General features: G+C 69.2%; 13 protein-coding genes. 7 read left to right on the top strand and 6 right to left on the bottom strand.

Annotation, left to right across the window (positions count from 1 at the left end; genetic code table 11):
• On the bottom strand, positions 1–383 hold a 383-nt coding region (locus AC27VN_RS20695), incomplete at its 3' end, for a PHP domain-containing protein (RefSeq protein WP_490877715.1).
• Positions 384–512: 129 nt separating this feature from the next.
• Here AC27VN_RS20695 and AC27VN_RS20690 point away from each other — a divergent pair.
• From AC27VN_RS20690 to AC27VN_RS20670, 5 genes are all read left to right on the top strand, one after another.
• A complete protein-coding gene (locus tag AC27VN_RS20690; protein WP_431509221.1) occupies positions 513–1,307 on the top strand; it encodes a sulfurtransferase in 795 nt (264 codons plus the stop codon).
• A gap of 15 nt (positions 1,308–1,322) precedes the next feature.
• The gene (locus tag AC27VN_RS20685; RefSeq protein WP_093344346.1) at positions 1,323–2,030 is read left to right on the top strand and encodes a response regulator; all 708 of its coding nucleotides are present in this window, start codon (positions 1,323–1,325) and stop codon (positions 2,028–2,030) included.
• Complete coding sequence (locus tag AC27VN_RS20680; RefSeq protein ID WP_490877714.1) at positions 1,990–3,552, top strand: sensor histidine kinase; 1,563 nt, start codon at positions 1,990–1,992, stop codon at positions 3,550–3,552. Before AC27VN_RS20685 ends, AC27VN_RS20680 begins: the two co-directional genes overlap by 41 nt.
• A gap of 101 nt (positions 3,553–3,653) precedes the next feature.
• Positions 3,654–4,175 carry a tripartite tricarboxylate transporter TctB family protein gene (locus AC27VN_RS20675; RefSeq protein WP_490877713.1) on the top strand — a complete coding sequence of 174 codons (522 nt, stop codon included), beginning with the start codon at positions 3,654–3,656 and terminating at the stop codon, positions 4,173–4,175.
• A gap of 4 nt (positions 4,176–4,179) precedes the next feature.
• Positions 4,180–5,739 (top strand): tripartite tricarboxylate transporter permease, encoded by a 1,560-nt coding sequence (locus AC27VN_RS20670; protein WP_296785243.1) that lies wholly within the window; start codon positions 4,180–4,182, stop codon positions 5,737–5,739.
• Here AC27VN_RS20670 and AC27VN_RS20665 read toward each other — a convergent pair whose 3' ends face one another.
• On the bottom strand, positions 5,740–6,153 hold the full coding sequence (locus tag AC27VN_RS20665) for a hypothetical protein (RefSeq protein ID WP_093344353.1): 414 nt from the start codon (positions 6,151–6,153) through the stop codon (positions 5,740–5,742).
• A 143-nt stretch (positions 6,154–6,296) separates the two neighbouring features.
• Between AC27VN_RS20665 and AC27VN_RS20660 the strand changes: the two genes are divergently transcribed.
• Positions 6,297–6,764: a GNAT family N-acetyltransferase gene (locus tag AC27VN_RS20660; protein WP_490877712.1), complete on the top strand. Its 468-nt coding sequence runs from the start codon at positions 6,297–6,299 to the stop codon at positions 6,762–6,764.
• A gap of 13 nt (positions 6,765–6,777) precedes the next feature.
• Here the strand turns inward: AC27VN_RS20660 and AC27VN_RS20655 are convergent, their stop codons facing one another.
• From AC27VN_RS20655 to AC27VN_RS20640, 4 genes are all read right to left on the bottom strand, one after another.
• Positions 6,778–7,707, bottom strand: coding sequence for a pirin family protein (locus AC27VN_RS20655; protein ID WP_093344357.1), 930 nt, complete (start codon positions 7,705–7,707; stop codon positions 6,778–6,780).
• 51 nt (positions 7,708–7,758) lie between these two features.
• Complete coding sequence (locus tag AC27VN_RS20650) at positions 7,759–8,310, bottom strand: flavodoxin family protein (RefSeq protein WP_208512818.1); 552 nt, start codon at positions 8,308–8,310, stop codon at positions 7,759–7,761.
• A gap of 38 nt (positions 8,311–8,348) precedes the next feature.
• Positions 8,349–8,768 (bottom strand): DoxX family protein, encoded by a 420-nt coding sequence (locus tag AC27VN_RS20645; RefSeq protein WP_093344361.1) that lies wholly within the window; start codon positions 8,766–8,768, stop codon positions 8,349–8,351.
• A gap of 102 nt (positions 8,769–8,870) precedes the next feature.
• A complete protein-coding gene (locus AC27VN_RS20640; RefSeq protein ID WP_490877711.1) occupies positions 8,871–9,572 on the bottom strand; it encodes a pirin family protein in 702 nt (233 codons plus the stop codon).
• Positions 9,573–9,737: 165 nt separating this feature from the next.
• Here AC27VN_RS20640 and AC27VN_RS20635 point away from each other — a divergent pair.
• The coding region (locus AC27VN_RS20635; RefSeq protein WP_490877710.1) for a LysR family transcriptional regulator at positions 9,738–10,522 on the top strand (785 nt) is incomplete at its 3' end.

The raw sequence follows: 10,522 nt of genomic DNA, 5'->3' as shown, positions 1-10,522 counted from the left end.
ATCAGCCCGCCCTGCAGTTCCTCCACCCATTCGAGCTTGCAGGCCGCCTGGGCCTGGCCGCGGCCGACGTTCTGCGTCCAGGCGCGTGCCAGCAGCTCCGAGAGGTTGAGGTAGCCCTGCTTGTTCTGCACCAGCAGCACGATGCGCGTGAGCGTCGCGGCATCCTTGCCCATGCCCTCGAGGAAGATCTCGGCGCCGATCACGGGCTTGACGCCCTTGCCGCGCGCTTCCTTGTAGAACTTGATCCCGCCGAACAGGTTGTTGAGATCGGTGATGGCCATCGCGGGCTGCTTGTCGGCAGCGGCGGCCTTGACGACTTCGTCGATGCGGTTGGTGCCGTCGACGACGGAGAACTCGGTGTGCAGGCGCAGGTGAACGAACATCCGTCCATTGTAGGAAGGCGGGCCTCCACGATGTGAGTTGGCGCGGCCCCTATTGACACCCGGGCCGCCAGTGGTTCGGGAGTGCCCGAGTCAGGAACGGGTCAACCTGCGGCGCCTAGAATTCCCGCCGTGCAAGAGACCCAAGAGATATTGAACATCGCGGCCTACAAGTTCGTGGCCATCGACGACGGCCCGGTGCTGCGCGAACGCCTGCTGGAACGCAGCCGCGCGCTCGGCCTGATGGGCACGATCCTGATCGCGCCCGAGGGTATCAACATGTTTCTGGCCGGCGAGCCCGGCGCGATGGCGGACTTCCTGGCCGGCGTGCGCGCCGATGCGCGCTTCGCCGACCTCGAGACCAAGGACAGCTGGTCGGCCGCCCAGCCGTTCCGGCGCATGCTCGTGAAGCTCAAGCGCGAGATCATCCGCATGGACCATCCCGCGATCCAGCCCGCGGCCGGCCGCGCGCCGGGCGTGGACGCACCCACGCTCAAGCGCTGGCTCGACCAGGGCCACGACGACGCGGGCCGCGAGATCGCGCTGCTCGACACGCGCAATGCCTTCGAGGTCGACCACGGCAGCTTCGAGGGCGCGATCGACTGGCGCATCGAGAAGTTCACCGAGTTCCCGCCCGCGCTGCGCGAGCACCGCGCCGAGTTCGCGGGCAAGACGGTGGTGAGCTTCTGCACCGGCGGCATCCGCTGCGAGAAGGCCGCGATCCTGATGCGCGAGGAAGGCGTCGACAACGTGCTGCAGCTCGAGGGCGGCATCCTCAAGTACTTCGAGCTGGTGGGCGGCGCCCACTACCAGGGCGACTGCTTCGTGTTCGACGGCCGCGAGGCGCTCGCGCCCGACCTCAGCGCCCGCGCGGCCAAGGCCAGCGCGCGCGCCGCCGAAGACCCCGATCTCCACAAGAAACGATAGGCCGACCGCCCCGCGATGCGCATCCTGCTGGTGGAAGACGAACTGGACATGGCCTCCTGGCTGGTGCGCGCGCTCACGCAGAGCGGCTTCGTCACCGACCATGCGCCCGATGCGCGCACCGCCGAGGCCTTCATGGCCGGCACCGAGTACGACGCGGTGGTGCTCGACCTGCGGCTGCCCGACAAGCACGGCCTCGCGGTGCTGGCCGACATGCGCAATGCCGACGACCGCACGCCGGTGCTGATCCTCACCGCGCAGGGCGCGCTGCAGGACCGCGTGCGCGGCCTGCATCTCGGCGCCGACGATTTCCTCACCAAGCCCTTCGAGCTGGTCGAGCTCGAGGCGCGGCTGACCGCGCTGGTGCGGCGCAGCCGCGGCCGGCAGCATCCGCGGCTGCAGTGCGCCTCGCTGGCCTACGACGGCGAGAGCCATGCCTTCACGCTGCGCGGCACGCTGCTGGCGCTCACGCCGCGCGAGCACGCGGCCCTGAGCGCGCTGCTGATGCGCAGCGGCTCGCCGGTCGGCAAGTCGCAGCTGTTCGGCAAGGTGTTCACCAACGACAGCACCGCCGGACCCGATGCGATCGAGGTGGTGCTGCACCGGCTGCGGCGCAAGCTCGCCGACAGCGACGTGCGCATCGTCACCGTGCGCGGGCTGGGCTACATGCTCGAAGGCATCGCCGATGGACCCGCACGCGCCGCCGCCGTCTCCACCCCCCACTGAAAGCTGGCGCTTCGGCATCCGCGCGCGCCTGCTGGCGCTGCTGCTGCCGGGCATGGTCGCGCTGCTCGCGCTCGACAGCTGGAGCAACTACCAGGCGCTGACCGAGAGCCTGGTCGACGCCTACGACCAGAGCCTGCTCGAGCCCGTGCAGGCGCTGGCCAACGGCATCGTGGTCGCGAGCGACGGCAGCGTGCGCGTGCAGGAGGCCTTCTCGGTGCAGGCGATGTTCGAGTCGACCCACCTGCGCTACAAGTACCTGCACGTGGGCGCGGCGCCGCTGGCCAGGGGCGAGGCCGGCACCGAGGAGACGCTGATGGGCGTGCCCGACCTGCCCGCCCCGCCGCCGAAGACGGCGACCGGCGCCGACGACGCGCCGGTGTTCTACGACGCGGTCTACCAGCAGCACCCGGTGCGCGTGGCCGCGCTGCGCCAGACGGTCTACAACAGCCACGCGGGCAGCGCTTACACCGTGCTGATCCAGGCCGCCGAAGGCACCGGCCCGCGCCAGCGCGCGGTGGACGAATCGCTGCGCCAGGAACTGCTGCGCGCCGCGCGCATGGTGCTGGTGATGGCCCTGCTGGTGTGGCTGGGCGTGGCCTGGACGCTGCGTCCGCTCGAGCGGCTGCGCCGCTCGCTGCGCGAGCGCGCGCGCGACGACATCAAGCCGCTCGACCCAGCCGGCGTGCCGCAGGAGGTGGTGCCGCTGGTCGACGCGGTCAACCACCACATCGGCCGCCATCGCCGCATGGTGGCCGAGCATTCGCAGTTCCTCGCCGATGCCTCGCACCAGCTGCGCACGCCGCTGGGCATCCTGTCGATCCAGGCCGGCTACGCGGTGCGCGAGACCGACCCCGAGCGCATGCGCGAATCGCTGCATGCGATCGTCGCGCAGCTCGCGCGCACGCGACGCCTGAGCGAACAATTGCTGGCGCTCGCGCATGCGACGCACGAGGACGAGACCGAGGCCGCCGCGCCCGGGATCGTCGACCTCAACGCGATCGCGCGCGCCGTGGTGCTGCAGTACCTGCCGCTCGCGCGCGAGCACGACCAGGACCTGGGCTGGGTCGATGCGCGCAGCGACACCGCGGCCGAGGGCCTCGCCGCGCCCGACGAGGAAGAGGACGCGGCATCGCCCGTGATCCCGGTGCGCGCCAACGCCGAGGAGCTGCACGAGCTGCTCGCGAACCTGGTGCACAACGCGATCAAGTACACGCCGCGCGGCGGCAACATCACGGTGACGGTGCGGCGCGATGCCTCGCAGGCGCTGGCCGAGGTCTGCGACAGCGGCCCCGGCATCGCGCCCGAGCGACGTGCCAGCGTGTTCGAGCGCTTCCAGCGCGACCCGGCCTCGCATGGCGCGAACGCACCCGCGATGCAGGGCGCCGGACTCGGCCTCACCATCGCGCGCGGCTATGCGCGGCGCAACGGCGGCGAGATCCTGCTCGATAGCGCCGACATGCCCGAGAGCGCCAACGGCGGCGGGCTGCGTGCGATCCTCCGATTGCCGCTCGCTCGTACGTGATAACACGTATTTTGGGCCTCGAAGGCCCTTGCAAGCGTGTTGCGAAAGGGGATTGAAAGGCCCGCTTCCTAGACTGCATTGCTTCAGCCCGAAGGAGACATATGCAGCACAGCACGGGTGGTGGCGCGGCCTCGCAGGCATCGCGCGCCCCATCGACATTCAAGAAAGACTATTACGGCGGAGCCCTGATGGTGATCGTCGGACTGGCGGCCGCCTACGCCGGCTACGGCTACCGCGTCGGCGAACTCGCGCACATGGGACCGGGCTTCTTCCCGGTCGCGCTCGGGCTGCTTTTGGCCTTCATCGGCCTCTTGATGGTGATCTCGGCGCGCGGCCAGCAACCGGCGCCCGAGGCCGCCGTCTCGCACGGCCATCCCGCCGGCCTGCCCGACCTGCGCGGCTGCGTCTGCATCGTGCTGGGCATCCTGGCCTTCCTGCTGCTCGGCGAGTACGGCGGGCTGTTGCCCGCGACCTTCGCGATCGTGTTCATCTCGGCGCTCGGCGACCGCGACAACACGCTGCGCGAAGCGCTGCTGCTCGCGCTCGCGATGATGGCCATCGCGGTGGTGGTGTTCTGGTGGGCGCTGAGTCTTCAGTTGCCGCTGTTCCAGTGGGGAGGTTGAGACCATGATCGGACAATCGCTCCACGACCTCTGGTTCGGCTTCGGCGTCGCGTTCCAGGGCTCCAACCTGCTCTGGTCCTTCTTCGGCGTGCTGGTGGGCAACCTCATCGGCGTGCTGCCCGGCATGGGCGCGCTGCAGGCCATCTCGATCCTGCTGCCGCTCACCTACGTGATGCACCCGGTGCCCGCCATCCTGATGCTGGCCGGCATCTTCTACGGTTCGCAGTACGGCGGCGCGATCGGCGCCATCCTGATGAACATGCCCTCGCACCCGCCGCACGCGGTGACCTGCCTCGACGGCTATCCGATGACCAAGCAGGGCAAGGGTGGCGTGGCGCTCGGCGTGACGATGATCTCCTCGTTCTTCGCCGCCTCGGTGGGCATCGTGGTGATGATCTTCGCCTCCCCGCTGCTGGTGCAGATCGCGTTCAAGTTCGGCCCGACCGAGATCTTCTCGATCATGATGCTGGGCCTGCTCGCGGGCTCGACCATGTCGCGCGGCTCGGCGCTCAAGGGCGTGGCGATGACGGTGTTCGGCCTGCTGTGCGGCGTGGTCGGCACCGACGTCAACAGCGGCAGCTTCCGCTTCGCCTTCGACCTGCCCGAGCTCAGCGACGGCCTCGAGCTGGTCGCGATCTCGATGGGCCTGTTCGGCGTGGCCGACTTCCTGCTCAACGTGAACCGCATGAAGAGCATCGGCGACACCGGCACGCTCAAGCTCAGCGACATGCGCCCGAGCAAGGAGGAGCTCAAGCGCGCCTTCCCCGCGATGATCCGCGGCACCATCGTGGGCACGATCTTCGGCGCGATGCCGGGCACCGGCCCGACCATCACCACCTTCATCGCCTATGCGCTCGAGCGCAAGGTGTCGAAGACGCCCGCGGCCTTCGGCACCGGCATGATCGAAGGCGTGGCCGGGCCCGAGGCCTCGGCGCATTCGAAGACGCAGGTCGACTTCATCCCGACCATGAGCCTGGGCATCCCGGGCGACGCGGTGATGGCGCTGATCCTCGGCGCGCTGCTGATCCAGGGCATCCAGCCCGGCCCGCAGCTGATCACCGAGCACCCGGACATCTTCTGGGGCCTGATCGCCAGCTTCTGGATCGGCAACGTGATCCTGGTGGTGCTCAACGTGCCGCTGATCGGCGTCTGGGTGAAGCTGCTGAAGGTGCCCTACAAGTACCTGTTCCCGGCGGCGATGTTCTTCATCGCGGTGGGCGTGTTCAGCACGCAGAACAGCCTGTTCCAGATCTGGGAGGTGCTGGTGTTCGGCATCATCGGCGCGCTGCTGATGTCGCTCGAGTTCTCTGTCGCGCCGATCCTGCTGGGCTTCGTGCTCGGGCCGATGGTGGAGGAGAACTTCCGCCGCGCGCTGCTGCTCTCGCGCGGCGACATGTCGGTGTTCATCACGCGCCCGATCAGCGGCACCTTCATCGGCCTGTGCGTGCTGCTGCTGATCGGCGTGGGCTACTCGGCCTGGCGCGGCTCGCGGCGCAAGTCGCAGCTGCTGCCCGATGCGCCCGACGGTGCGCCACCGGCCGAAGCGGTGACGCTGGGCAAGTAGTTAGAGACCTTCGGCGAAGGCCAGCACGCGGCGCCCGTCGGCCTCGGTGTAGACCGCGGCCGGCGTGAGCCCCACGTAGCGGCCGCCCTCGTGCGGCCGCGCTTCCACCAGCTGGAAGCCCACCACCTCGCCCGACTTCACGTAGCGCGTCTCGATGTAGATGCCGGTCTGGCCGGCCTTGTTGATCGGCAGCTGCGCGACCGCCGCATAGTCCTCGGCCTTGAGCAGCGCGGTCAGGCGGTCCTTGAGATGGAAGTCGTACCAGGCCTGCTTGTAGACCTGCGACTCGCCGGTCTTCACGTGCTTGAGCATCACCAGCAGCTTGCGCTGGAACAGCTTGAGTTCCTTCATCAGGAATTCGAACAGGTCGCCGTACTCGCCCGGTGCCGTTTCCGGCGTCTTCTGAATGGCCATCTCGCCTCGCTCGCTTTCTTCAACGTCGTTGTGGTTGTGGGTCGCGAGGCCGGTGTTCCCTCCCCCGCGGCGGGCGCACTTTACTATCGGACGATGGCATTTCGCGCCGCCTGGCGCGCGAACGATGCAACAGAGTTTCACAAGTGAACCCAATAGTTTTCAGAACCGCGACGCGCGCCGACCTGGCCGCCATCGTCGCCCTGCTCGCCGACGATCCGCTGGGCCGCGAACGCGAGGCCGCGGGTGCCTCACCCGATGCCGTCGATGCGCGCTACGTCGCCGCCTTCGAGGCCATCGCGGCCGATGCGAACCAGCAACTCGTGGTGGTGACCGAGGGCGCCACGGTGGTCGGCACGCTGCAGCTCTCGTTCATCCCGGGCATCGCGCGCCAGGGCGCATGGCGCGGCCAGATCGAAGCCGTGCGCATCGCGGCGCAGCGGCGCGATGCGGGGCTGGGCCAGCGGATGTTCGAGTGGGCGATCGCGCGCTGCCGCGAACGGGGCTGCACCCTGGTGCAGCTCACGACCGACAAGCGCCGGCCTGACGCCCATCGCTTCTACGAGCGGCTGGGCTTCGTGGCGAGCCACGAGGGCTACAAGCTCGCGCTGTAGCCGCGCAACGCGCTCAGGTGGGCGTGCTGCCCGTGTCGGGCTCGCGCACGCCGAAGGGCTTGCCCGGCAGCGGGATGAACTCGGTCTCGCCGGGCACGTGGCCCATGCGCTGCGCGGCCCAGTCCTCGCCGGCCTGCAGGATGCGTTCGCGCCGGCTCGAGACGAAGTTCCAGGTGATGTAGCGCGGGCCGTCGAGCGGCTCGCCGCCGATCACCACCAGCCGCACCGGCGCGGTCACGGGTGCCGTGAGGTTGGCACCCTGCCCGTCGGCCAGCACCGCCATGGTGTGCATCGGTGCCACGACGCCGTCGATGCCGACGTCGCCATCGATCGGATAGACCGCGAGCTCGGGCGCCAGCGCGGGCAGCGCGAAGCTCGCGCCGGCCGGCAGGGCGATGTCGAGGTAGACGGTCTGCGAGAAGGTCGTGACCGGCGAGCGCACGCCGAAGGCCTCGCCCACCAGCACGCGCACGCCCACGCCCTGCTCGAACAGGGCAGGAATGGCGTCGGAGGCGGTGTGCTCGAAGCTGGGCTCGACCTCTTCATGGGCCTGCGGCAGCGCGGCCCACAGCTGCAGGCCGTGATTGACGAAGGTCTCGGCCAGCAGGCGCTCGGGCTTGCGCTCGGAGTGCACGATGCCGCGGCCCGAGGTCATCCAGTTGATGGCGCCCGGCAGGATCTCCTGCACGCTGCCGATGCTGTCGCGGTGCATCATCGCGCCCTCGAACAGGTAGGTGACGGTGGCCAGGCCGATGTGCGGATGCGGGCGCACGTCGTGCGAGTTGCCCGGCTGCTCGGTGGCCGGGCCGAAATGGTCGAAGAACACGAAGGGGCCGACCGAGCGGCGCACGGCCGCGGGCAGCAGGCGCCGCACGTTGAAGCCGCCCCCCAGGTCCTTGTCATGCGGTTGCAGCAAACGGGTGGTGGGGGTGGCGTCGGTCATCGTGTTCTCTCCGTGGGTGCCCCGGGCCGGGGCGGCCCGCGCAGGCGGTGGTCAGCCGCGCGATCTTGCCACCGCGGCCACGCGCTCGCCGAAAGACCGCGCGGTGTCGAGGTCACCGCGGGGAATCTCGGCCGGGCTCGCGTCCGAGGGCGACTGCGTCAGCAGGCCGCCGTAGCCGCCGATGTAGTTGGTCGAGTCGCGCGTGGCGGCCTTGTTGTTGGTCGGCAGGATGCCCATGCTGACCCAGATGCCGCTGTGCTGCATCGCGAGCGTCCACAGGTAGGTCATGGTCGTGACCTTGTCGCCGTTGATGGTGGCGCTGTTGGTGAAGCCGGCGAACAGCTTGTCCTTCCAGCCCTGCGTGTACCAGACCTTCGACGATGCATCGGCGAATTTCTTGAACTGCCAGCTCACGCCGCCCATGTAGGTGGGCGAGCCGAAGATGATCGCGTCGGCCGCGGCCAGGGTTTCCCAGCCGCCCTCGGGCAGGTTGCCGTCGGCGTCGATGGCGAGCAGTTGCGCGCCGGCGCCGTCGGCCACGGCCTGCGCCACGCGCTGGGTATGGCCGTAGCCGGAATGGAAGACGATGACGATGTTGGCCATGTTCGGTTTGCTCCTTGTGGTGGATGGATGGGCGCGGCTCAGCGCTTGTCGATGCTGAAGCGGCCCGGGCCGAAGGCGGCGAAGGCGAGCAGGCCGCCGGCGATGGCCATGTTCTTGTTGAAGTTGATCTGCTGCATCATCTTCATCGCATCGGGCACGGCCCAGTACTTGTGGAAGAACAGCGCGGTCACGACGGTGAAGATGGCCATGACGATCGCGGTCCAGCGGGTCTTGAAGCCCAGCAGCAGCGCGATGCCCAGGCCGAGTTCGATGACGATCGCGACCGCGGCCGCCACCTCGGGCAGCGGCAGGCCGGCCGAGGTGATGTAGCCCACGGTGCCGCCGAAGCCCATGAGCTTGCCGATGCCGGCCGGGATGAACAGGTAGGCGATCAGGATGCGGCCGATCAGCGCGAGCGTGTCCTGCGCGCCGTTGGGGGTTGCGGTGGTGGTGGTCATTGCTGGGAACTCCTCTGTGGTTGTGGATCGGGAAACGGAAAAACAAGGAGGGTGAGCAGGAAGACGCGCCCCGCGGACAGGGCGCCTCCCCTTCTACACCGCTCAGGCGGCCAGGTCGAACACCAGCACCTCGGCGTCCTTGCCGGCGGCCAGCGTCAGTTGCGATTCGCCTTCGAGCAGCGCGGCGTCGCCGCCCAGGAGCTTCTGGCCATTCACTTCGAGCTCGCCGCGCACCAGGTGCACATAGCTCTTTCGCGTCGGGTCGAGCGCCAGGCTGGCCTGCTCTTCGCCGTCGAGCAGACCCGCGAAGAGGCGCGCGTCGGCATGCACCTTCACCGAGCCGTCGCTGCCGTCGGGCGAAGCCACGAGGCGCAGCTTGCCGCGCTTCTCGGCGTTGCTGAACTGCTTCTGCTCGTAGCCCGGCTCGATGCCGCGCACGTTGGGCTGGATCCAGATCTGCAGGAAGTGCGTGGTCTCGTCGGCCTTGTGGTTGAACTCGCTGTGCATCACGCCGCGGCCGGCGCTCATGCGCTGCACGTCGCCGGGCGGGATCGATTCCACGTTGCCCATGCTGTCCTTGTGCGCCAGCTCGCCCGAGAGCACGTAGCTGATGATCTCCATGTCCTTGTGGCCATGGGTGCCGAAGCCGGCACCGGCGGCCACGCGGTCCTCGTTGATCACGCGCAGGTTGCCGAAGCCCATGTGGGCCGGGTCGTAGTAGTTGGCGAAGGAAAAGCTGTGGAACGAGCGCAGCCAGCCGTGGTCGGCATAACCGCGTTCCTGGGATTTACGGACTTGCAACATCGTCGGACTCCTTGGGCCGGGCCCCGTGGGGGAAACCTTCGGCCTTCTTCGTATGCCGCGCCGGATGCGCAGCGGATGGGAAGAACTTTAGGCCCGCGCCCCCGAGGGAAAAGCGCCGCGCTTTGATGGCATCATTCAAATTTTTCGAACGATGGAGCCGCGACCATGCCCAGCCCCCGCGACGTGCTGACCCCCGATGCGCTGGCCATGCTGCAGACCGTGGCCCACACCGGCAGCTTCGCCGCGGCGGCGCGCGCGCTCGACCTGGTGCCCAGCGCGCTGAGCTACCGCGTGCGCCAGATCGAGGATGCGCTCGACGTGCTGCTGTTCGACCGCAGCGCGCGCCAGGCGAAATTGACCGAGGCCGGCGCCGAGCTGCTGCGCGAGGCGGCGCGGCTGCTCGGCGAGATCGACGCGGTGGCCAACCGCGTCAAGCGCGTGGCCACCGGCTGGGAGCCGATGCTCACGATCGCGGTCGACAGCGTGATCGCGCGCGATCCGCTGCTCGACCTCGCCACCGCCTTCTTCGCGCTCGAGCCGCCGACGCGCCTGAAGCTGCGCGACGAGACCCTGCTCGGCACCATCGAGGCGCTGACCAGCGGCGAGGCCGACCTCGCGATCGGCGCGGTGCTCGATGCCGCCAGCCTGGCCCTGACCGCCACCGGCCTGCGCAGCCGGCCGCTGGGCACCTTGCGCTTCGTCTATGCGATGGCGCCGCACCATCCGCTCGCGCGGCTCGAGGAGCCCCTGAGCGACGCGGTGCTGCGCCAGTACCGCGCCGTGGCCGCGGCCGACTCGGCGCGCAGCAGTCCCGGCCTCACGGTCAACCTGGTCGGCGGGCAGGACGTGCTGACGGTGCCGACCATGCAGGCCAAGCTCGCGGCGCAGCTGCACGGTCTGGGCGGCGGCTTCCTGCCCGAGCCGATGGCGCGGCCCTACATCGAGGCCGG

The organism is Variovorax sp. 20P10.2.4 (genome assembly GCF_058244205.1).
The sequence above is the reverse complement of the archived record's forward strand: the minus strand, read 5'-3'. Positions and strand labels throughout refer to the sequence as shown.

Bases quoted from the DNA above. Each gene is read 5' to 3' on its own strand.
- AC27VN_RS20685 (WP_093344346.1), top strand. From the start codon at position 1,323: ATGCGCATCCTGCTGGTGGAAGACGAACTGGACATGGCCTCCTGGCTG.
- AC27VN_RS20680 (WP_490877714.1), top strand. From the start codon at position 1,990: ATGGACCCGCACGCGCCGCCGCCGTCTCCACCCCCCACTGAAAGCTGG.
- AC27VN_RS20675 (WP_490877713.1), top strand. From the start codon at position 3,654: ATGCAGCACAGCACGGGTGGTGGCGCGGCCTCGCAGGCATCGCGCGCC.
- AC27VN_RS20670 (WP_296785243.1), top strand. From the start codon at position 4,180: ATGATCGGACAATCGCTCCACGACCTCTGGTTCGGCTTCGGCGTCGCG.
- AC27VN_RS20665 (WP_093344353.1), bottom strand. From the start codon at position 6,153: ATGGCCATTCAGAAGACGCCGGAAACGGCACCGGGCGAGTACGGCGAC.
- AC27VN_RS20655 (WP_093344357.1), bottom strand. From the start codon at position 7,707: ATGACCGACGCCACCCCCACCACCCGTTTGCTGCAACCGCATGACAAG.
- AC27VN_RS20650 (WP_208512818.1), bottom strand. From the start codon at position 8,310: ATGGCCAACATCGTCATCGTCTTCCATTCCGGCTACGGCCATACCCAG.
- AC27VN_RS20645 (WP_093344361.1), bottom strand. From the start codon at position 8,768: ATGACCACCACCACCGCAACCCCCAACGGCGCGCAGGACACGCTCGCG.
- AC27VN_RS20640 (WP_490877711.1), bottom strand. From the start codon at position 9,572: ATGTTGCAAGTCCGTAAATCCCAGGAACGCGGTTATGCCGACCACGGC.